General features: G+C 36.0%; 19 protein-coding genes and 1 tRNA gene. 12 read left to right on the forward strand and 8 right to left on the reverse strand.

The genetic code is table 11. The annotated features are described in order from the left end of the window. The 8 genes from V7Z48_RS11430 to V7Z48_RS11465 form a co-directional block, all read left to right on the forward strand. Positions 1-1,880: ABC-F family ATP-binding cassette domain-containing protein (locus V7Z48_RS11430; protein ID WP_334113629.1), on the forward strand; the 1,880-nt coding region annotated here is incomplete at its 5' end. Between the two features lie 70 nt (positions 1,881-1,950). After that, entirely contained in the window at positions 1,951-3,078 is a 1,128-nt protein-coding gene (locus V7Z48_RS11435) for an efflux RND transporter periplasmic adaptor subunit (protein ID WP_334113631.1), read from the forward strand. Between the two features lie 3 nt (positions 3,079-3,081). Then, positions 3,082-6,279: an efflux RND transporter permease subunit gene (locus V7Z48_RS11440; protein ID WP_334113632.1), complete on the forward strand. Its 3,198-nt coding sequence runs from the start codon at positions 3,082-3,084 to the stop codon at positions 6,277-6,279. Beyond that, positions 6,260-7,588: a TolC family protein gene (locus V7Z48_RS11445; RefSeq protein ID WP_334113633.1), complete on the forward strand. Its 1,329-nt coding sequence runs from the start codon at positions 6,260-6,262 to the stop codon at positions 7,586-7,588. The genes V7Z48_RS11440 and V7Z48_RS11445 overlap by 20 nt, the downstream gene beginning before the upstream one ends. Before the next feature lie 10 nt (positions 7,589-7,598). After that, a complete protein-coding gene (locus V7Z48_RS11450; RefSeq protein WP_334113635.1) occupies positions 7,599-7,781 on the forward strand; it encodes a CPXCG motif-containing cysteine-rich protein in 183 nt (60 codons plus the stop codon). A 126-nt stretch (positions 7,782-7,907) separates the two neighbouring features. Next, positions 7,908-8,741, forward strand: coding sequence for a leucine-rich repeat domain-containing protein (locus V7Z48_RS11455; protein WP_334113636.1), 834 nt, complete (start codon positions 7,908-7,910; stop codon positions 8,739-8,741). Between the two features lie 119 nt (positions 8,742-8,860). Next, a tRNA-Met gene (locus V7Z48_RS11460) sits at positions 8,861-8,933 on the forward strand. A 53-nt stretch (positions 8,934-8,986) separates the two neighbouring features. Continuing rightward, the gene (locus V7Z48_RS11465) at positions 8,987-9,262 is read left to right on the forward strand and encodes a GIY-YIG nuclease family protein (RefSeq protein ID WP_334113638.1); all 276 of its coding nucleotides are present in this window, start codon (positions 8,987-8,989) and stop codon (positions 9,260-9,262) included. Here V7Z48_RS11465 and V7Z48_RS11470 read toward each other — a convergent pair. After that, positions 9,193-9,594, reverse strand: coding sequence for a hypothetical protein (locus V7Z48_RS11470; RefSeq protein ID WP_334113654.1), 402 nt, complete (start codon positions 9,592-9,594; stop codon positions 9,193-9,195). The genes V7Z48_RS11465 and V7Z48_RS11470 overlap by 70 nt on opposite strands. 135 nt (positions 9,595-9,729) lie before the next feature. Between V7Z48_RS11470 and V7Z48_RS11475 the strand changes: the two genes are divergently transcribed. Then, the gene (locus V7Z48_RS11475) at positions 9,730-10,557 is read left to right on the forward strand and encodes a transporter substrate-binding domain-containing protein (RefSeq protein ID WP_334113639.1); all 828 of its coding nucleotides are present in this window, start codon (positions 9,730-9,732) and stop codon (positions 10,555-10,557) included. Positions 10,558-10,640: 83 nt separating this feature from the next. Here V7Z48_RS11475 and V7Z48_RS11480 read toward each other — a convergent pair whose 3' ends face one another. The 6 genes from V7Z48_RS11480 to V7Z48_RS11505 all read right to left on the reverse strand — a co-directional run bounded on the left by V7Z48_RS11480 (position 10,641) and on the right by V7Z48_RS11505 (position 18,303). Continuing rightward, a complete protein-coding gene (locus V7Z48_RS11480) occupies positions 10,641-13,877 on the reverse strand; it encodes a CHAT domain-containing protein (protein ID WP_334113641.1) in 3,237 nt (1,078 codons plus the stop codon). Between the two features lies 1 nt (position 13,878). After that, positions 13,879-14,619: a tetratricopeptide repeat protein gene (locus tag V7Z48_RS11485; RefSeq protein ID WP_334113642.1), complete on the reverse strand. Its 741-nt coding sequence runs from the start codon at positions 14,617-14,619 to the stop codon at positions 13,879-13,881. A gap of 2 nt (positions 14,620-14,621) precedes the next feature. Continuing rightward, positions 14,622-15,203, reverse strand: a complete 582-nt coding sequence (locus V7Z48_RS11490) for an RNA polymerase sigma factor (protein ID WP_334113643.1) — start codon at positions 15,201-15,203, stop codon at positions 14,622-14,624. A 101-nt stretch (positions 15,204-15,304) separates the two neighbouring features. Next, on the reverse strand, positions 15,305-15,922 hold the full coding sequence (locus V7Z48_RS11495; RefSeq protein ID WP_334113644.1) for a hypothetical protein: 618 nt from the start codon (positions 15,920-15,922) through the stop codon (positions 15,305-15,307). Between the two features lie 4 nt (positions 15,923-15,926). Continuing rightward, positions 15,927-17,534 carry a hypothetical protein gene (locus tag V7Z48_RS11500; protein WP_334113645.1) on the reverse strand — a complete coding sequence of 536 codons (1,608 nt, stop codon included), beginning with the start codon at positions 17,532-17,534 and terminating at the stop codon, positions 15,927-15,929. A 19-nt stretch (positions 17,535-17,553) separates the two neighbouring features. Next, positions 17,554-18,303: a hypothetical protein gene (locus V7Z48_RS11505; protein WP_334113647.1), complete on the reverse strand. Its 750-nt coding sequence runs from the start codon at positions 18,301-18,303 to the stop codon at positions 17,554-17,556. A gap of 370 nt (positions 18,304-18,673) precedes the next feature. Here V7Z48_RS11505 and V7Z48_RS11510 point away from each other — a divergent pair, with 370 nt between their 5' ends. The 3 genes from V7Z48_RS11510 to V7Z48_RS11520 all read left to right on the forward strand — a co-directional run bounded on the left by V7Z48_RS11510 (position 18,674) and on the right by V7Z48_RS11520 (position 21,342). Continuing rightward, the gene (locus V7Z48_RS11510) at positions 18,674-19,630 is read left to right on the forward strand and encodes a UDP-glucuronic acid decarboxylase family protein (RefSeq protein WP_334113648.1); all 957 of its coding nucleotides are present in this window, start codon (positions 18,674-18,676) and stop codon (positions 19,628-19,630) included. Between the two features lie 65 nt (positions 19,631-19,695). Continuing rightward, positions 19,696-20,607: an aminotransferase class IV gene (locus tag V7Z48_RS11515; protein ID WP_334113649.1), complete on the forward strand. Its 912-nt coding sequence runs from the start codon at positions 19,696-19,698 to the stop codon at positions 20,605-20,607. Between the two features lie 3 nt (positions 20,608-20,610). Continuing rightward, complete coding sequence (locus V7Z48_RS11520) at positions 20,611-21,342, forward strand: sulfotransferase family protein (protein ID WP_334113650.1); 732 nt, start codon at positions 20,611-20,613, stop codon at positions 21,340-21,342. Positions 21,343-21,400: 58 nt separating this feature from the next. On the opposite strand, the gene V7Z48_RS11525 is transcribed toward V7Z48_RS11520, so the two are convergent. Then, the gene (locus V7Z48_RS11525; protein WP_334113652.1) at positions 21,401-21,826 is read right to left on the reverse strand and encodes a DUF2490 domain-containing protein; all 426 of its coding nucleotides are present in this window, start codon (positions 21,824-21,826) and stop codon (positions 21,401-21,403) included. Positions 21,827-22,242 lie beyond the last annotated feature (416 nt).

Genomic DNA, 22,242 nt, shown 5'->3' on the forward strand with positions numbered 1-22,242 from the left:
TTCAAGGAGATTTTTTGTTTGAAGACATCACCTTCAAACTTGGTGGTGGTGATTGCATAGGACTCATAGGCAAGAATGGCGCCGGTAAATCTACTATGTTGCGCATTTTGGCAAAAGAACAAGAACCTGATACCGGGCAAATAGCTGCGGATAAGGATTTAAAGATTGGCTTTTTAAAACAGGATATTGATTTTCACTTTGGAAGAACTGTTTTGGAAGAGGCTTACGAAGCGTTCACCGAAATAAAACACATCGAAGCCAAGTTGGAGCATATCAACACACAATTGGTGGAGCGTACCGATTATGAAAGTGATGGTTACCACCAAATTATGGTCGATTTAAACGAGTTACAACACCAATACGAAATTCTCGGCGGCTACAATTACCAAGGAGACACCGAAAAAATATTGAACGGACTCGGTTTTAAACGCGAAGATTTTAATAAACTCACCAATACTTTTTCAGGTGGATGGCGCATGCGTATTGAACTTGCCAAACTGCTACTTCAGAACAACGATTTGCTGCTTCTAGATGAGCCAACAAATCACCTGGATATCGAGTCAATCATATGGTTAGAATCGTTTTTGAAAAATTACAGTGGTGCCGTGGTGATTGTTTCACACGATAAGATGTTTCTCGATAACGTAACCAACCGAACTATCGAAATTTCATTAGGGCGTATTTACGATTACAACAAACCATATTCTAAGTTTTTGGAACTTAGAAATGAATTAAAAACACAGCAATTAGCGGCTCAAAAAAACCAAGAAAAGCAAATTCAGCAAACTGAAAAACTTATTGAAAAATTTAGGGCCAAGGCCTCTAAAGCAACCATGGCGCAATCGCTGATAAAAAAATTAGATAAAATTGACAAGATTGAAGTAGATGAGGAAGACAACAGCGTTATGTCGCTTAACTTCCCCGTTTCTGTAACGCCAGGAAAGGTGGTTATTGAAGCGCAACATATTTCAAAACGCTACGGAGACTTGCAGGTGTTGCACGACGTTAATCTTTTGGTGGAACGCGGTGCAAAAACAGCTTTTGTTGGTCAAAACGGACAAGGTAAATCTACTTTAGCGAAAATAATTGTCGGAGAACTCAAACATGAAGGTGGAATAAAGCTCGGCCATAACGTTCAAATCGGATATTTTGCGCAAAACCAAGCCGAATATTTAGATGGTAATAAAACTGTGTTAGATACCATGATTGAAGCCGCTAATGAAACCAATAGGAGTAGAGTGCGCGATATTTTAGGCTCATTCTTATTTAGAGGAGAAGAAGCTGAAAAGTTTGTAAAAGTGCTTTCTGGTGGCGAACGCAATCGTTTGGCCTTGGCAAAATTAATGCTGCAACCCTTCAATGTTTTGATTATGGATGAGCCAACAAATCACCTTGATATTAAATCTAAAAAAGTTTTAAAGGAAGCCCTAAAGCGCTACGAAGGCACTTTGATTCTTGTATCGCACGATAGAGATTTTTTACAAGGACTTACCAGCACTGTTTACGAGTTTAAAGACCAAAAAATAAAACAATATTTAGGAAATATCGATTTTTATCTCGAGCAACGCAATCTTCACAATTTAAGAGAAGCCGAAAAACGCACTGTTGTTGCTGGTGCCGAAAAGCAAAGCAATAAACAGTCTTACGAAAGTCAGAAAAAAGCAAAAGCGCTTAACAATAAGCTCAGTAATATTGAGGCTAAAATTAATCAGCTTGAAAAGGATATTAAATTGATGGATGAAGAATTACTCATAAATTATGACGAAGTATCCTCCAAACCTAATTATTTTGAACACTATCATAAAAAGAAAGAAAGTTTAACGCAGTTAATGTCAGAATGGGAGACCGTACAATTTAGCTTTGACGAACTGTCAGAATAATCTTTATGTTTTTTTTAACTCCAAAAGTATTACATTGTGATAATTTTGTGGTCATCTCATAACCAACCTGATGTTACTTAGAAAAATAATATTATCAATTCTAGGAATAGCCTTTATTATTGGGGCTGTTCTGTTTGCCAAGTATTTAATCGCGAATAAAAACAAACCAAAACCGCAATTTGATAAAGTTGTAAAAACGGTTTTTACCGATACTGTTCAAAATGGCGATGTACAAATTGTGGTTCCTGCCAACGGGAATTTAGTAGCGAAAAGAAGACTTGAATTATTTGCCGAAGTACAAGGCCTGTTTAAATTAGGCAGAAAGGAATTTAAACCCGGACAAATTTTTAATCAAGGTGAAACGCTCATTAGTATTGACGCCGACGAATACTATGCTTCCGTTCAGGCATCAAAAAGCAATTTATATAATGATATTGCTGCTATTATGCCTGATTTACGATTGGATTTTCCTGAGGTTTATCCAAAATGGCAAAGCTACTTAAGTGGTTTTAATTTAGATAAAACTACTCCAAAACTTCCCGAAATGACTTCGGAAAAGGAAAATTATTTCATTACAGGTCGTGGTATTGTTACCAGTTATTACAACGTAAAAAACCTAGAACAGCGCTTGGTAAAATACCGAATAGTAGCACCATTCAGAGGCGTGTTAACAGAAGCCTTAGTAACAGAAGGCACTTTAATTAGAAGTGGTCAGAAACTAGGAGAATTTATAGATCCGACGGTTTACGAAATGCAAGTAGCGGTGTCTAAAACCTACGCCAATTTATTGGAAGTAGGTAAGGAAGTTGGATTAAACACGTTAGACAAAACCAAATCTTATTCGGGATTTGTGTCAAGAGTTAACGGAAGTATCGATGCAGCAACCCAAACCATAACGGCATTTATTGAGGTTAAACATCCAGATTTAAAGGAAGGCATGTATCTAGAAGCTAATTTAGACGCTAAAACAGAACCGAATGCCATAGAAATTCTGAGATCTCTGCTGCTAGAATCTAACGAAATATTCGTGATACGAGATAGTATTCTAGATTTAATTCCTGTAAAACCGGTCCACTTTTCAGAAACAAAAGTGGTTTTAAAAGATGTTAAGGATGGCACCATCATTCTTAAAAGACAAGTACCAGGCGCCTATGCTGGTATGTTGGTTAAACCAGCGTTGTCCAACCAAAACGATTAAGTCATGCGTAGTATAATTTCTTATTTTATACGATATCATGTAGCTGTAAATGTAGTTATTGGAGCATTTATTGTTTTTGGAATCATCGGGGCGCTGTCTTTGAAATCATCCTTTTTTCCTTTAGCAGATTCAAAAATAATCACCACTAATATTGTTTATCCAGGAGCGTCACCACAAGAAATTGAGGAAGGAGTTGTTCTACAAATAGAAGACAACTTGAAGGGCCTCCGCGGCATTGATCGGGTAACTTCAGTTTCTCGCGAAAATAGCGGCACCATTACCGTTGAAATTGCTAAAGGCGAAAATATCGACTTCATGCTACTTGAGGTGAAAAATGCCGTAGATCGCGTACCAAGTTTTCCATTGGGAATGGAGCCTTTAATTGTTGCAAAACAAGAAGAAGTAAGGCAAACCATAAGTTTCGCGGTAAGTGGCGAGAATATCCCCTTAGCAACTTTAAAACAGATCGGTAGGCAAATTGAAAATGATTTGCGCGCCATTCAAGGCATTTCTCAAATTGAGATTTCTGGATATCCCGAAGAAGAAATCGAAATTGCGGTTAATGAAAATGTGCTATTAGCATACGATCTCACTTTTACCGATGTCGCGGATGCTGTTGCAGAATCTAACATTCTGGTTACTGGAGGCAATGTTAAAACCAATGCCGAAGAATATTTAATTAGAGCCAATAACCGCTCCTACTACGGCGATGAGCTTTCCAATGTGGTGATCAAAGCCACACCCGAAGGAAAAACAGTTCGTCTTAAAGACGTTGCGATTATAAGAGATCGCTTCACTGAAACACCGAACACCACTTATTTCAATAAAAATTTATCGATTGATATCACCGTCACCAGTACCAATAACGAAGATTTAATTTCTTCGGCCGACAAGGTGAAAAATTATATAGACGAATTTAATCAGAAGAATAACAACGTAAGATTAGATGTGGTACGCGATTTATCGATTACCTTAAACCAACGTACCAAATTACTGACCGAAAATGCCATTGCTGGTATGATTTTGGTGTTGTTATTCTTATCCTTATTCCTCAATACCCGACTGGCTTTTTGGGTTGCTTTTGGCTTGCCAATTTCATTCTTAGGTATGTTTATGTTCGCTGGTCAGTTTGATGTTACCATTAATGTTCTCTCCTTATTTGGAATGATTATCGTAATAGGTATTTTGGTAGATGATGGTATTGTAATTGCTGAAAATATTTACCAACATTACGAAGATGGGAAAACACCCGTTCAGGCGGCAATAGACGGCGTTATGGAGGTGATACCGCCAGTGGTTTCTGCAATCATTACTACTGTTTTGGCCTTTTCAACCTTTCTGTTTTTGGAAAGTAGAATTGGCGAGTTTTTTGGGGAGGTTTCGGTAATTGTAATCCTTACCTTGTTAGTTTCACTTGTTGAAGCACTCATTATATTACCTGCGCATTTGGCACATTCTAAAGCCTTAAGAGTTCAAGAACAGAAAAAGGATACTTCCAAATTTCAACAGTTTTTTGCCGGAATGAGAAACATCAATAAATATGGCGATAAATTTATGGTGTTCCTACGCGACAAATTATACACACCAATTTTAGACAAAATTTTAAAATATAAGATGCTTTCTGTAGGCATTTTTGTTGGCTTACTCGTCTTGTCTTTCGGATTTATTGGTGGCGGTATTATTGGGGTGACGATTTTCCCTCGTATTGCTAGTGATCAGGTAACCGTGACCTTGGAAATGCCAAACGGAACTAACGAAAGAATTACAGATTCTAGTATTTCAATGATTGAAGAGAAATCGGAAATTGTGAATCAAGAATTCACTGAAAAATATCTAAAAGGTACCGGCAAGCAACTATTTGAGAATACCATTAGAAGTTTAAGTAGCTCATCTAGTTCATTGTTGCGTATTAATATGTTACCAGGAGAAGAACGTCCAGACGAAATAAATGCCTTGGCAGTTTCAAATAGATTAAGAGAAGTTGTAGGTCCGGTAATTGGCGTGGAACGCCTAACTTTCGATTCTGGTGGAAATTTTGGAGGAAGCCCTGTATCGGTTTCGTTATTAAGTAACAATATTGACGAGTTAAAAGCGGCCAAAGTTGAACTTAAAGAAATCATGCAAAGCAATCCCATGCTTAAAGATGTTCAAGATAATGATCCAGCTGGCATTAAAGAAATCAGAATCAAGTTAAAGGAGAATGCGTATTTACTTGGTCTAGATTTAAGAACCGTTATGAGCCAAGTACGAGCTGGATTTTTTGGACAGCAGGCACAACGCTTTCAACGCGGCCAAGACGAAATAAGGGTTTGGGTTCGTTACGATAGAAGCAATCGAGGTTCAATTAATGATTTAGACGATATGCGAATTGTAGCTCCTGACGGCAGCAGAATTGCACTCAGAGATATAGCCGACTATTCGATTGAACGCGGCGATGTGGTAATTAACCATTTAGATGGGCAACGAGAAATTCAAATATCTTCCGATTTAAAAGATCCCAATGCGAGTAACACGGATATTTTAGATGATATTAGAGATAATATCATTCCCGATTTGCAATCGCGGTATCCTACAATTTCTGCATCTTTTGAAGGTCAAAATCGTGAAGCTGTAAAGCTAAACCGTTCTTTAAAAAGTGCTGGAGGTGTAATTTTAATTTTAATTTATGTCACTATAGCGTTTACATTCCGCAGCTATAGTCAGCCATTATTATTGTTGATATTAATTCCATTCAGTTTAACAGCGGTTTCACTTGGCCATTATATTTTTGGTTTTCCTTTAAATGTGCTGTCACTTTTGGGGATCATAGCTTTAGTTGGAATTATGGTAAACGATGGATTGGTTCTGATTAGTAAATTCAACACCAATCTAAAAGCGGGTTTAACCTTTGATGATGCCTTAAGGCACGCAGGTAGATCAAGATTTAGAGCCATCTTTTTAACCTCTTTAACTACAGTGGCTGGTTTGGCACCATTACTTTTAGAGAAAAGCCGTCAGGCACAATTTTTAAAACCCATGGCCATATCCATTTCCTTTGGAATTGCTTATGCAACTGTCCTAACCTTATTAGCCTTGCCGTTGTTGTTATCAATTAGCAACGACCTTAAAACCTCCATCAAATGGTTGTATTCAGGTAAAAAAATATCGAAAGAAGAAGTAGAACGTGCGATAATTGAGCAACATGAAGAAGCAGAGTTTTAGAATAGTTCAGATTTTGGTTGGGCTGGTTTTTACAACGTTATTGCAAGCTCAAAATGTAGTCACTACCAATGAGGCCATTAGTTTGGCACTCGACAATAATTATGGTATTAAAATAGCCAATAATCTTATTGAAGAGGCTGAAAATAATACCAATATATTAAATTCGGGTTTTTTACCATCTTTAACAGGTAACGCTGGAGCAGTTTATAACAAAGATAGTGGTAGAACAGAATTTAACAACGATTTTGATCCAAGAATCATAAGCGGAGCAGAGAGCTCTCGATATAATGCCAATATCAATCTTAACTATACCATTTTTGATGGCCTCGGTAGGTACTATAATTATAAAACTTTAAAGGAAACTTATAATTTAACGGAAATACAAGCGCGTGAAACCATTGAGAACACGATTGTTCAGTTACTAACTGTTTATTACGATGTGGCCAGACGCTCGGAAAATTTTGGTTCGCTTCAAACTACTTTAGATATTTCAAAAGACCGGCTAACAAGGGCAAGTTATCAGTTTGACTACGGTCAAAATACCAAGTTGGATGTTTTAAATGCTGAGGTTGATGTTAATAACGATAGTATTAATGTAATTAACATGAGGCAAAGTTTGGTGAATGCCAAACGCGATTTGAACTTTGTAACCGGTAATACCATTTCTAATATATTTGAAGTAGATACGGATATCGATTTTTTGTTGACATTGAATAAAGATGACTTGCTCGAAAAGCTAAAGCAGAATAATGTAAACTTAATTCAAGTTGAAAAAAACATTCAAATTAATGAATTCACAATTAAAGCTAACAAATCTGGTTACCTACCAAGCATTGGTTTAACCGGCACTTATGGTTGGAATGAAAGTAATAATAACCTTGCTAGTATTGTTGGGTTCACAACTAATACTGGAGTTTCTGCGGGCATTAATTTAACCTGGAATCTATTTGATGGTGGTGGTACCATAACCCGCGTGAAGAATGCGCAGATCGCCTTAGAAAATCAAAAACTCCAGAAAGAGCAATTGATATTAAGTGTGGTCCGTGATTTTGAAAATGCTTGGGACGATTACCAGAATAAGCTTACTATATTCCGAGTGCAGCAAGATAATATTCGTACAGCAATTAATAATTTTCAACGTACCGAGGAGCAGTTTAAATTGGGGCAAGTAACTTCAATAGAATTTAGACAAGCGCAGTTAAATTTACTCTCGGCAGAGCTCAATACCAATCAGGCGAAATACGATGCGAAATTGGCCGAGATTGTAGTGCTTCAACTGAGTGGTGAATTGCTTAATTCGGCTTTTTAAAAGTACTAAAATGGAAGAATATTTTTTTGAATGTCCATACTGTTGGGAACAGATCTCTATGTTAATAGACATCTCAATATTAAATCAAGAATACATTGAAGATTGTGAAGTTTGCTGCAATCCCATTCAAATAAGCGTTGGTATTGATGAAGGCGAAATTAGCCAGTTTGAAGCCATTAGTATAGAGCAATAGATGTATTTGGTCGAAAATAGCACTAAAAGTGTTAATGAAACATGTATTTCATCGAAAATAATTGTCTGTTAAGCGATTTGAGCTTATATTCGTTGTATTAATGAGCCCTCACTCAAATCTGCTATTATGAAAACGATACAATTATTTCTGTTAGGATGTCTGCTAAGTTTCCCAGCTTTCGCTGACGTTGCGCCCAATCAAAAACAAGCTTTATTAGATTTATACCACGCTACAAACGGTTCGTCATGGAATCATACTTGGGATATAAATGCTGACGCATCTACATGGTATGGCGTAACCATTCAAGACGATAAGGTTACTGCAATCGAATTAAGTTTCAATAATTTAAAAGGCGAATTGCCACAATCACTTGGTGATTTACAAGACTTAGTCAAATTAGATTTAGCCTTCAATGCGCTTGAAGGTGAAATACCAGCATCGTTTTACACCCTATCAAAACTTCAAGAAGTAAAATTATTCTCAAATAGATTAAGTGGTGAAATTTCTGCTAACATAGAAAATTTAACCCATTTAAAGCATTTAGAATTATTCAATAATAATTTTTCAGGAAGTATACCTTCAAACATTGGAAAGCTTGTTAGCTTGGAAACTTTACTTTTAAGCAGCAATAAATTTATAGGAAAGCTTCCTCATACTATTGGTGACCTAACCGCATTACAAATATTAAGCGTTTTTGACAATAATTTATTTGGCAATGTACCAAGTACAATTGGTAAGTTGGCAAATCTAGAAGAACTAGTATTGGCGAACAATGCATTTTACGGTGATTTACCTAGTGAATTGGAGATGTGTACCAATTTAAAAACATTAATGATTGGCAATAATGGATTTAAAGGTGAATTTGCCAATTTCCAAGAACGCTTCCCTAATATCATAATGTTTGAGTTTGAGAACTCAAATTCAAAAGGAACCATTGCAACTTTAGATACAGAAGATTAGGATTCCATTTTTAATAAAGTCCATAGTAAGACTCCCAATCGAATTAATTTTTAATTGGGAGTTATTTTTTTAGAATGTTTTGTAATTCAAAAAATCGTAGTATCTTTGCAATCCAATATCGCGGGATAGAGCAGTAGGTAGCTCGTCGGGCTCATAACCCGAAGGTCACTGGTTCGAGTCCAGTTCCCGCTACAAGGAAAAAGAGAATCAGTTTTGGTTCTCTTTTTTTGTTTAAAGTATTTGATATGAGTAATGTTAACTACGTAGTCTACATATTATATTCCAAGACCTTCGATAAGACCTATGTGGGATATACCCAAGATTTGATAGACAGGTTTTATTCTCATAACAAATTTGCCACGAAAGGATACACCATACGATACCGTCCATGGGAAGTAATGCACATTGAGTTATATAAAACGAAGAAGGATGCCATAGCCAGAGAGAAATATTATAAAACTGGTGTTGGACGTACAGCAATAAAAGAATTGAAAGCACAATATATTAAAGGAGTATTATAGGGCTCATATCCGCCAAAGGCGGACACTGGTTCGAGTCCAGTTCCCGCTACTAAGTGAGACTCAAGCAATTTTTTTGCTTGAGTTTCTTTTTCACACTTATTATATTTATTTGCAAATGAACTACCTAAATCAAAAAATAGGTTCATTTTTTGAGTTCTACATTCCTTGTTTTTCATTGAAAATCTAAACCCCTCTGGAAATATGAGTTTTTGGAAAAGTCTTTTTTGGTGATAGTCCAGAGATTTGTAGAATTCACGTAGGTTATCAGCTATTTTGAAAAAGAATTTAATCTTCTTTTTGAAGTTCGACATTTTTGTTGGCAGTTGTGCCAATAATTTCTTTTTTTGATTTATTTGCGCTATTAGTCTTAAGAAACAACCCTATCTTTAATCATGTTTAAATTTTTCAATATATGTACAGCTTTTCTCCTTTTGCTATCTTGCAACCTTAAAACCAATCAAATAACCATGTTAGAATCATCCTCACAACAAACTGATACCACTATTGTCGACTTTTGGAATGGCAACAGATCCGAAATTAGAAAAGAATACGAACATCAGGTACTTCACGCTATTTTAACAGTCACTATTTCTGAATTTGGGCCTTTTGAAATTAAAGAAAATACCACAGAATATCCTGGATTAGAAGAATCTTTTGTGTTTAGCAAACAACAACATCATTTGTTTGTAACCATTGCTGGAAATCAAAAATTTAAATCCGATGATATGATCATGATAGCAAAACCCATTGCGAAAAACTTGCTTGGCTATCGCATTCCCATCATCAAATTAACCGATGTTGACAAGTTTACATCATCTTCTGCACTATCCGAAATACAAGCCTTAAAAAACGGAATTCCTGTTTCTTGGAGCGATGCTACTATTTTTAGACACAACGGTTACACGGTTGCAGAAGAAGGCGATTTTGATGACGTTTTTGAGCGCTTGGCTAAAGATAAATTTCATTACACCGCTTTTGGAGCCAATGAATTACAAAGTGTTTTCAAAAACCAGGCTTCTAAGCAAATTGGATTAGTTGTTGATAAAAACCTCATGTTTTTTTATCCATTTCCACTGGTGTTTTATATAAATCCAAAAATGCCTGAATTGGCAAATAGAATAGAAGCGGGCTTGGAAAGAATTATTAACTCTGGTGAATTGGATAAAATTTTTAATAGCTATTACGCCAATATTGTGTCTGATTTAAGTCTCGATAAACGACAAGTTTTTGTTTTAGAAAATCCTTTAATTCCTGTTGAGTTTGCCCAGTTAAAACCAGATTTAAGCGGATTATAACGAGGTTTTTCGGAACAAACTTTACAAACTTTAAGGTTTTGAATTTGTGTTTGAAGTTATAAAAAATGTTTACCGCTCGGAATTTAAAGATTATGAGTCTTCAATTGTTTAGAGAACTTATTCCTCAATAAAATTAATATTATAAATATGATTACCACCGCTATAATCCAATAAATAATCGGTACTGATGTCTCTATGTCTATCGGTGCCGTGTCTCCAATAAGTACTAAACCTGCCCAATACTGTGGTGCGGCCGTTCTGCCTTTGGCTTTGGCGATATAGCTTAATTTTGCTTGTTTTAAGGCTTCATCTTTAGTTAAACCATCGGCTATATAGTTGTAGAAATATTTTATAACTTCTGCACTTGATTGTTCGTCAATATTCCACAGACTGGTTAAAATACTTTCGCTACCAGCGTAATTAAAGGCATGTGCTAATGAGATCATGCCTTCGCCAGGTTGAAATGTTGGTTTACCTGTTTCGCAGGCGGTTAAAATGGCTAAATTTGAACTTAAGTTTTGGTTGTAAATCTCATAGGTGTAAAGCGAATTATCGTTTTCATCATTTTTTTTAGCAAAGATTAATCGTGAAAATTCTGGCGATACATTATCAGATTCTGCATGGGTGCCAATGTGAATAATTTTATGCTCTCTTGCTTTACTTGTAAAAATTTGCTTGGAGGCGTTTTCGTTCAAAAAGGAATTACCATCAAAGAATCTAGAGTAATTTTTGGCCAAATCGGTCGCAAAAGGTTGCGGGAGGAGTCGTAAATAAGTGTAGTCTATACTTAAGGAATCCTCAATAGCAATCTTATAATCCCGTTTCATACTTTCGGAAAATTCGGGTGCGAAGGCTACAAAATTTGACTTATAATTAACGGGTTTGCTGTTTTTATCAATAAGAAATAAGCTGTAATTGTAGGATAGATTATAATTTGCTAATAAGCTATGCTCTGTTATTTCAGAGTGACTTTTAATTAATTTCGAGGTTAATGTTTCAAAGCTTAAATTGAATAATTCTTTATCAGGGATAATTACAACTTTTGAAGTTTTTAATTTGTGGAATATAGGCTCCCAAAGCGTTTGATACAATTCGTATTGTAATTGAAATGTACTATCTAAAGTTTCAATTTTTGAATTAAATTCTTGAACTTTTTCCGTTAAGCCTTCAGTTTTAATTGGGACCAAGTCTATTTTAGTAGGACTGATTAAAACAGCATATAAATTGTTATCTACGTATAGATAGCGCAGTACTGTTGACAAAGCGGGAATTTTTGATTTAATCTGCTGTAAGGGAGAATGAATGGTGGCATACATTAGCTTGTAATAATCAGGAAAATTGCTTTGCAGTTTGTTTAAGTGAGTGTCCCATTCATTTTCATATTGTAAGTAGGTATCGAAATCACCATCTGCACTCGAAAAATGATTCAATTGTTGTTTAAGTCTTTTTTCTTCCGCTAGAATTTCAAATGGAAGACTGGCCGTAAGCACAGCAGATTTTGAATTGAGACGTTTTCTTATGTTGTGATAGGTAATAGATTCGTGAAAACTTAATAGATCATGTAAATAGGTTTCATTTTGAGTTAATTGATATAGCTCTAAACTGATTTGCTTAGCGAGCTGAAACAATTCAATATTGTCTTGAATTAATATGGATGTGGAGTGATCTTCTGCTATGATCGATTTTTGTTGGTCTAATAGTTTTAATGCGATTTTTAACGCGTTGAGCTGTTTTAATAAAAACTGTTCATCCTTTACATTACTTAGTTTTTGTTGTGTTTTTACCTTAAGCAAAATTGCAGGTACTTTATAACTTTCAATTTGTTGTTTGTTGATAGCAATTGTTTTTACAAAACCGTCAGAATTTAAAAGTGTAAGTGCTTCATCAGCTAATTGTAAAGTTTCATTAAAATTCTCAAGTAAAAAGTGAATTTTAGCAAGGTTTAATAATTGGTGATATTCTAGCAAGGTTTTGCTGCCTTGATTCTCTCTTATATAATTTAGCGCCTCAGTCGCCATGCTAATGGCTTTTGTTTTATTACCTGTTTTTGCATAAAAAAGTGACGCATTTACAATGAAGTCCAAATAAACTTCATCGTAATAATCTCCTAATGAAGCCTTAAAATAAGATTCGCTGAGTTCGAAATAGGTATTAGCATTTTCAAAATTTTCAATTTCAAAATTGAGAAGCGCTTTATGATAATAGGCATCGGCGAGCCATTGTGTGTAATTCCCTGAGAAAGATTTAAAATCGGAAATGCCTTCATCTAATAATGTTTCGGCCTCTTTGTAATTCTTTAAAGGAAGATTAATTTGCCCAAGTAGTATTTTTCCTTTGCTTATTTCCGGGCTTGTTCCGTTTAAGTGGCGTTTTTTTTGTTCGTAAGCGTATTGAATAAGCTGCCTCGCTTTTTTATAGTCACCGACTTCTTTATACAATCCTGCATAGTTGTCGATGGCTTGAAATAGAAACTCGGTTGCATCGGCACGCCTGGCATTACTGATATCTTCTTTTAGAAAAGCGGTAAGGTTTTTTACAGTAATTTGCATAGAGGCAAGCGCCTCATTCAATTTACCTTGTATACTATAAATACCGGCGATATTATTGTTCAAACTTGCGGGTCTAAAGAGTTTATTCATTGGGTTTTGCTCTAAAGACCGGAGTATTTTATCGGCTTTTTGAAAATACACAATGGCACTATCGAACTTTGATGCGTACCACATCATCCCACCAAGCGCATTGTAGGTTATATAATAGCTTTCACCACTTGATTTAGAATCAGTTTGAAGGTTTTTTAAAGCTTTCTTGTGGTATTTAGTCGCCATGGGAATATCGCCTAATCGGCTGAAAAACACTCCCAAATTGCTTTGTATAAGCGCGAAATCTTTTGCTGTCGCTTTAGGCATTTTTTTGGTGTATTCTAGTGCCTTTATATTGTAATCGCAAGCGGTTTTTGAATCGCCAATCGATTCGTAAAATGAGCCAATTTCTAGTGCGAGTTGTCGTAAATCTTTGGGGTTATTGGTGAGTGTTTTGATTTTATTTTCAAGAGTGGCAATGCGACTTATGGCTTTGCTATTGCCATTTAATTTAGTTTCAATGGTTCCTATATAATAAATATAATCGGTTGCTTCGTAAAACGCTTTAATAAAAAGCAATGAATCGATATGTTTTTTTGAAAATGCCTGTGCCGATTTATAGTCTTCCTCGGTCAAAAGCTGATCTAAAACCTTTAAACTATTCGGGGTCGAATTTTGACTAAAGCCAAAAAGCGTAAATCCCACAAGTATTGTTAATAGTATTGATCTTAAACAAGGCATGTTAGTTTAATTTTTGAATCAATGCTTCACTTTCAGGATGCGTTGATTTCTTTAAGGCTTCAATGGCCTGTTTTCTTTCGGCCACTTTTATATACGCTAAGCCCAAATAGAAATACGCATCATTTTTAAAAGTATTTGCTTGTAATTCGGATACTTTTTTAAGATATGCAATGGCATCAACTTCATTTTTATCAGCCATTTTTGCAACACCAATAAAGTAATTTAGGGTATCGCTTTCTGGGTGTTTTAATAATTGAAATTGCCATTCTTCAATGGCTTTACTGTACTTACCCCGTTTATAAGTAACCATAGTATTATAGAACTCGTAGTTGCTATTACTGCTCATTGTGGTTGGTAATCCTGGATCGGGAGTGAAATAGTTCGCATACAAGCGATCATTAGAATTACTGCTAAAAAACCAAAAACCAGAAAGTGCGATGACTAGTGTTGCTGCAATTGCAAGATATTTCCAATTCAATAAACGGCTCTTATTTTCATTAGCGATTTCAGAAGTATGGTTTATTAAATCCATTGTATCGTGAAACTCATTTAATTGAGACTTAAGCGCTTGGATTTCTATACCAGTTATAGTGCTTTTTATATCCTCAACTTTGGCTCTAAAATCATCTTCGTTTTGAAGTCGATTTTCAAAACTTGCCAAGGCATCGCCTTTAAGCGGTTGGTTTAGGTAAGTTTCAATTTGCTCAAATTCTTCTTGTGATATGTTATGTTGTTTTTTCATTGCTATGTATCAATATTCAGGGCTAATTCTCGTAATTTTTGCATACATCTATATTTTTTATTTCGAGTGGATGCCGCATCTAGCAACAATTCATCTGCAATTAATTGCATTGATTTTTTTTCAAAATAAAATTTTGTTAGTAAGCCTTTGCATGCTTCGCCTAAATAATTAAAGGCTTGCATTACATCTTGTAATCGTTTATTATTTAAAATGTCATCATCAATCTCTGAAGAATTTTCAATAGATACGTCAAAATGCTTTAATTGAGAAACAGCCACTGTTTTTTTAAAGCCGTTAGATCGCAACACATCCATCCATTTATTTTTGGCAATGGTGAAAATATAGGCGTGTATAGAATCTACTGAAAGTGGTGTAAACTTATCGCTTTTAACATTGTGCCAAACGGCGATAAATGCCTCTTGGTAGACGTCTTTGGCTTCTTCTTTACTGCCACTATTTTTTAAAACGAATGTTTCAACTTTTGGATAGTTGAATTCGTAAATTGCTTTTAGTTGGGCAGTGTTATTGGATTTAAAATGATCTACAATACTCTGGTTGGTAGTTGTCTGTCTTGTATCCCTCATGATGTAATAGCTAGAGGAAAGATACAAAAACTCAGATATTTTTTACAATTATACTTTTGAAATTAGTTAGAAACCGAATAATCAACGATAAAAGTGCTGATTTACTTCTTTAAGAAAAATTTTCCAGCCCAAGCACCACCAACAACTATAAAGAACAAACCAGACCAACGCATCAAATCAAAAGGTGTTGATGGTGTGTTCATTTTAAATTTGAAAATTGATTTGCCATAGGCATTGGTATCCGTTTTTATATCTTTGGCTTCACTGGGAAATTCAACCATAAAGGTTTGCTGAATTTTCCCAGCAAATTCTGGCGGACTGCTTACCAGCATATACTTATGGTCTGTAAGTTTGGTAAGCTGTGCATTTTTTTGATCGGTTTCTAAAATCCAGTTGCCGCGTTTATCTATCTTACAGGTGCCATAGGCGTTCAATGTTAATTCAAATGACCGATTCATATCGTCCTTTTCTAATTTAAAATCGTCTAAAATATAGGCAGGCATGGCACGTTCAATTTCGCGTTTCAAGGCTGCGGGATTATTCCCGGTTGAACTGATCCAATTTTGCCATTCCATGGCATTCATTATCATTGAAATTTTAATTTTGGTATCGCCAATATTATCGATTTGCATTTCAATTTTCTGTTGGGTTTGCTGCGCAGATGCCGCCAAATAGCAAAAAATAAGAAGGACGATTAAAGTGTATTTAAGTGTTTTCATTACCTTATTGAATTGAGTTATAAACTTGATTGATTATTCCTGAATTTTGCTGATACATATAATCTGGTGCGCCAACTGCCACAATGCGGATACCATTTGCTCTGGGCAGCGCTTTGCCAACCCAGTTAAAATAGCCGTTAGATGAATAGGTTTGGCCAGCAAGTGCATTTCCATTGGCTTGGTAGTTTATGCTCATTCCAAAACTTGAGAAATACTGATTTAAAACATTCATAGCTTCTTGAGTGCTTCTGGCGGGAATATCGTAGATTGATACAGTGGTAATTTGATCTGGTGCTAACACCTGAGCAGTTAAAATAGGCATGTTTGGCACTGGCCTGTTATAGGTTTGCCAGCCGTTTGGTATTGCAAACGACAAAGCATTGCTAGTTCGTAAGGTATTGTCAGGTATGTTGATAGTATTGTTGCCGGGGCTCTTTATTTGACGGTTACCGGTGCCCCATGAGGCTACAATATCATCAACTTTCTTTTTCAGGAAGTCGTTATCATTTAGATTCATAGAGGTGACACCTTGCTCATTTACAGCATGTATATCTACTAGTGTATATCTTGGATCACCAGATTGAGCGCGGGTCATGAATTCTTGAAGCTGCTTTTGTCCTGATTTAAAAGCGTCTTCAGCACTTGCTATATTGCCTAAACCTTCACCACCGATTCCTGTGGCTTCAATGGCAAAATATTGCCCATTCATCTTAAAGCCGGGATAGGCATGGCCTGGCACAAAATATATAATAGGGTCTAATCCTGCTGCTGATAGTACACTGGCATACAAACAACTAAGTTCGATGCATAAACCTGTATTACCTGTGATGACTTCTCTCGGTAGCCTTATTTGTTGTACTATTGATTGGACATCGTCGGTAGATTGCGGTATGCCTTTTGTGCCACTGTAAACCATACCAGACTGTAGGGTGGCATCGTAGAGACTTGTTAAAAGTCGAACACCATCTTCAGGCTTTTGACTAACAGCAGCTTGCTCGCCTTTCATCAATTTTTCTTGTAAGTTTTGGGTGTAGTATTTTACAATGGGGTCATTTGGCGTAACATAACAGGCAATTAGTGCGTCATTGTCATACATGTCCGCCCAACCAGAAATTTCTTCCGATTTAATACCAGTATAAACATATTCGTTTCTATTGGTAAGTTTAAATGAAAATTCTTCTTCAATAATATCCTCGCTTTCTGCGCCATCCCAAGATATTTCAATTTTGGTTTTTTCAACTGATGTGGTTGTTTTTTCGGTGATCTCATCCGTAAATTTCGGGTAGCAAGGCACCACAACAGTTTGACCTGGGAGCATTTGTCCAGAAACTGATAATTCTGTCCAATCTACAAAATTAGGAATGCGATATCTCACCACTAAGTCCTTCAAGGTTGTGGAAGAATTATTGGTGATTTTGGCTTTGAAAAGGTAGTATTTTCCATTTAAAGCATCGGGATTAGAATACACGCGATGTGCAGCAGGCATTATAAATGCTGTTTTATCGATACTAATGCCTATATCGTCAGGATCTACTTTGTTCGAGGTAAAGCTTAAAGCTGTTAGCAAAATTCCGATGCCTACTAGTATTGCTGGGATGGTTAGTTTTTTCATAATCTATATAAATATTTTATTACTGTCTTGTAGGATCGAATGGGAAATTGTCTAGCCTGTCTGGAACACCGTCCAAGTCAGAATCAGTTTGGTCGCGATCAATAAAAAGCAATTGCCAATGAATAGGTAAGAAAGCGTTCATGATGAGATTATCAAATTCAGCGGTTGGTCCAGAGGCGAGCATCACGGTGGCATGCGTTGAACCCAACGATTGAGAAAAATACGCGTTAACCGCCACGATGGCCGTGATATTGCCAAATCTTAACAAACGTGAACTTGAGTTAATGATAAAATCGCCTTGGGGAACCGAAACATTCTCAGCACAAATCACGTCAAAGTCACCATTAAAATTATAAAATGCGAAAAGTTGATTTATTTCCGAAGATAAAATATCAACAACAGGAACTTGAGCAAAGGCAGTTAAACCAGGAACGTAACGCCACACAACTTGATTATCATTACGAAGCATATTAACACCAATACCAATTTGATTTTCAAAACCATTGTAACCGGCTGGCATTTGAAAGCCTAATGCAGGATATTGACTGTGAATAAACTGACCACCTGGATTTGCAATTGTAGGAACTTGAGTTAACGGTAGTGGTAAACCATGGGTGCTATCCCAATATGCTGCAGTAGGACCTACAACATTATTGCATAAGGTAGATTGAAAGTTATTTAGAATGTTGGCGTTGTCACTAGAATCGGAGCTACAGGACGCCATAAATATGATGGCTGTGATTGAAAAAAGCGTTTTAATTGATTTCATTTTGAGAAAATTTTAGAGCCGATATTTCGGGATTTTATTAGTTATCGCATATTTTTAAAAATGTCATCATTTTTTGTGAAATTTTATGTTGACTGTAGAATCATAAAGTTTTTTGATTGATGCTCATTGCCTTAGATATAAAGAATTGCAGCATGAATGGAATTGAGAAACACCCGAACGTAAATTGAAACAGAAGCAGATTTTTCTTTTTAGAATTATCGATACTTGAGAATAATTCTCGTAATTTGCCAATCAAATAAAGTGTATAGAAGTTGATTTATTTGAAGTAACACGGCATCACTTATTGATACGGGTTTAAAATTCATTTGAATAACTATATTAATTCATTAGACTATATCAATTCAGAAATATGAAACGCATTTTAGTAACAGGTGGCGCCGGATTTGTAGGTTCTCATTTATGTGAGCGCTTATTAAATGAGGGTAACGAGGTAATATGCTTAGATAATTTTTTTACGGGTTCAAAAAAAAATATAGAGCATTTATTAGATAAGCATTATTTTGAACTTGTGCGTCACGATATAACCAATCCATTCATGGCAGAGGTGGATGAAATTTACAATTTGGCATGTCCGGCATCACCAGTTCACTATCAGTTCAACCCTATAAAAACTGTTAAAACTTCGGTAATGGGAGCAATTAATATGTTGGGATTGGCCAAACGTGTTGGTGCCAAAATTTTACAAGCATCAACAAGCGAAGTGTACGGTGATCCTGCGGTACACCCTCAAACTGAAAGTTATTGGGGTAATGTAAATCCTATCGGTTTGCGATCTTGCTACGACGAAGGCAAACGCTGTGCAGAAACCTTATTTATGGATTATCACAACCAAAATAAGGTTAACATAAAAATTATTAGAATATTTAATACCTACGGGCCAAATATGCATCCCAAAGACGGACGGGTTGTTTCCAACTTTATCGTGCAAGCCCTGCAAGGAAAAGATATAACTATTTTTGGCGATGGTACGCAGACACGAAGCTTTCAGTATGTAGATGATTTGGTGGAAGGCACTATCAGAATGATGAATAGCCGCGATGGATTTACGGGACCTGTAAACATAGGAAATCCAAATGAATTCACCATGTTGGAATTGGCAAAGGAAGTGATTGATTTAACAGGAACAAATTCAAAAATCATCTATTTACCATTACCACAGGACGACCCAATGCAACGAAAACCAGACATTAGTCTTGCCTACAAAGAACTAAATGGATGGGAGCCAAAAACCCAACTTAAAGAAGGTTTACAACATACCATAAGTTATTTTGATAATTTACTAAAAAACAATCCAAAGCTTACATAAGAATATAGAAGTTCAAGCCTGCATGATTTATATATTTAGTTAGAAATTAATCAATTGAAACAGCCATGATTCACGGTACGCATAATGCTATTGAAGATGAAAGAAACGAGGATGTTTTAATTTCTATAAATGGTGAATTATTTCACAGAAGTGAAGCTAAAATCTCTGTTTTCGATAGTGGATATTTAGTAGGTGATGGCGTATGGGAAGCCTTTAGAGTTCATAATGGTAGTATGGTTTTTATTGAAGACCATCTCAACAGATTATGGCAATCGGCTAAAGTTATCGGTATCAATTTACCATTTCCTAAGGCAGAATTAATTGACCAAATTCAAAGAACTTTAGACGCCAATCGCATGAAAGATTACATTCATGTGCGCGTCATGATTACGCGGGGTGTTAAGAAAACTCCATCACAGGATCCACGACTTACCATTTCCGGACCCAATGTGGTAATTATCGCTGAGCACAAGCAGGCATCTTCAGACACAAAAAATACGGGGGTTAATTTATTCACCTCTACATTCAGAAGAGGTTCCCCCGATTATTTAGATCCAAGATTAAATTGCCACAGTAAATTACACGAAGTTCAAGCACTCATGCAAGCGCTGGAAGCAGGCGCCGATGAAGCGTTGATGCTAGATCCACAGGGTTTTGTATCAACCTGCAACGCTACCAATTTTTTTATGGTGAAAGGTGATGAGGTATGGACTTCAACGGGTGCTTATTGCATGAATGGCATTACTAGAGGTAAAGTTATACAGTTGTGTGAGTCCAATGACATAAAGTGTTTGCAGAAAAATTTCTCCTTATTTGACGTTTACGGCGCCGATGAAGCTTTTGTTACTGGAACTTTTGGCGGATTAACACCTGTAACAAAAATTGATGGTAAATCAATTGGAAATGATATTCCTGGTAAAATGACAACCAAATTGAGTACCTTATATCAAGAACTTGTTTTACGACAATCTAATTAATTCATGAAACAAGACCACATTAAACGTATTTCCCTTTGGTCTGGTCCGCGGAATATTTCTACCACTTTAATGTACAGCTTTGCACAGCGCCACGACACCAAAGTTTTTGATGAACCACTCTATGGCTATTATCTTAAAAATAACCAAGCGGCCAAAGCTTATCATCCTGGTGCTGATGAAATTTTGAAAACGATGTCAACCAATGGTGAAAAGGTTGTCAATACAATGTTGACCGAAACAACCAAGCCCGTTTTGTTCTTCAAAAATATGACCCACCATTTACCTGGACTCGATTACGACTTTTTAAAGCACATGGTGAATATCATTTTAACACGCCATCCAGAAGATATGCTAACTTCTTATGCTAAAGTTATTTTAAATCCGAAAATGCACGATGTGGGTTATAAATTACATGTAGATGTGCTTCGTCATTTGCAGTCGCAAAACATTCCCGTGGTCATTTTAGATGCCAAAAAAGTATTGCTTAATCCCAAACAGCAATTGCAAAAGTTATGTGAGTTTATAGGTATTTCTTTTAAAGAAGCGATGCTTAGCTGGCCAGTCGGAGCACGACCAGAAGATGGTAGCTGGGCCAAGTACTGGTATACTAATGTACATAGCTCCACCGGATTTTTACCTTACCAAGCAAAAGTAGAGCCATTTCCAGAGCATTTAAAACCTTTGTTGGAAGAGTGTTTACCCTATTATGAGGAGTTGCTTAGTTTGTCGTTGTGATACGTAATTGAAAAAAATGTTGTTCTTGATAGTTAGATCATATATATCCTGTAATTATCTACAGCGATTTATAATACCCAAATTTAAACCATAGTCGGTGTCTAAAACGGTCATCTACCAAATAATCGTCTGTTCTATAATCAAAACCTATTTCTAATTTGTTTTTATCATCAAAGTAAAAACCAAGACTCGCTACAAATCTATTTTCTAGGTCGTCTTCTCCGTTTTGATTCATATAAATAAGCTCGTTACTTACAATCAAGTATTGTTCTCCCGGGTCTAATTCTAAACCTTGTAAAGGCACTTGTCCTTTAATGCTATAGCGCAATCGCCATAATATTTCAGCCTCTTTAAAAAAAGTTTGGTCGGTTCTAATTCTATGGCCAATTCTGTATTTAGATTCGCGCTGTAAAATTGAAATTTGCTGTATGGGTCGATGTGTGTTTTCACCATCTTCAATACGGTATTGGTAGCCTAAAGCCACTTTTATATAAGGGTTGATTCGGCGTTCTAAAAATGATTGGAGATCGGTAAGTACATGTTCGTATTCCAGTTCCTTATTGAGTTCTGATTGGTTGTCGAAAAAGCCGTGTTGCGACTCAATTTTATGCTAATAGAATAATGCTTATTTAATTTGTAGCTCAGGGATATTTCAGGAAAAAAACCCGTCGAGAAACGGGTTTGCGACTGTAGATGATTATTTGCCAGTATAAAAACAGTAAAACAAATTAATGCAGCACATGAATACAACTTCATTTCTAGTAATCTAAATTATCAGTGGATTTTAGTTTAATTAATCTGCGTTCTACAAGTACTCCTTCCGAATTAAATAAACCTTCCCAGAGTGCAAAAAACGGACATAGTATACCACCCACAGCGGGTTAAAGTGAGCATAGCGCG

This window comes from Paucihalobacter sp., assembly GCF_036825875.1.
Lineage (GTDB): Bacteria > Bacteroidota > Bacteroidia > Flavobacteriales > Flavobacteriaceae > Paucihalobacter.